We start from the raw sequence: 347 nt of genomic DNA, 5'->3' as shown, positions 1-347 counted from the left end.
CGTGCCACTCACGCCATCTGCTGTGTATAAACGCGAACCATCACGAGTCATTCCTAAGCCCCATACACGTTTGCCTACAGGGATATTAGCCTGCATCTCAAGCGTTTTGGCATCAAGTACTGCGACAGAATTACCACGACCAGTTGTCACGTAGATTGTTTTATCATCAGGACTAACCGCTATGTCCATCGGTTTTGAATTAGGTAAGTCGATTTCTGCTTGTTTGATAATGGACAGCGTTTTGGTGTCGATAATAGTGACTTCATTACCCACTTCACTGCTTGAATATGCCAATGAACCGTCACTGTTAAATGCTAGACCACGAGGACGCGCAGCAACCAAAATAT

The 347-nt window shown here is 45.0% G+C and carries 1 protein-coding gene; it reads right to left on the bottom strand.

The window, feature by feature from the left end:
- On the bottom strand, positions 1-347 hold a 347-nt coding region (locus B4K20_RS15920), incomplete at both ends, for a beta-propeller fold lactonase family protein (RefSeq protein WP_289283668.1).

The organism is Methylophaga sp. UBA5088 (genome assembly GCF_002414625.1).
GTDB classification, from domain to species: domain Bacteria; phylum Pseudomonadota; class Gammaproteobacteria; order Nitrosococcales; family Methylophagaceae; genus Methylophaga; species Methylophaga marina.
The sequence above is the reverse complement of the archived record's forward strand: the minus strand, read 5'-3'. Positions and strand labels throughout refer to the sequence as shown.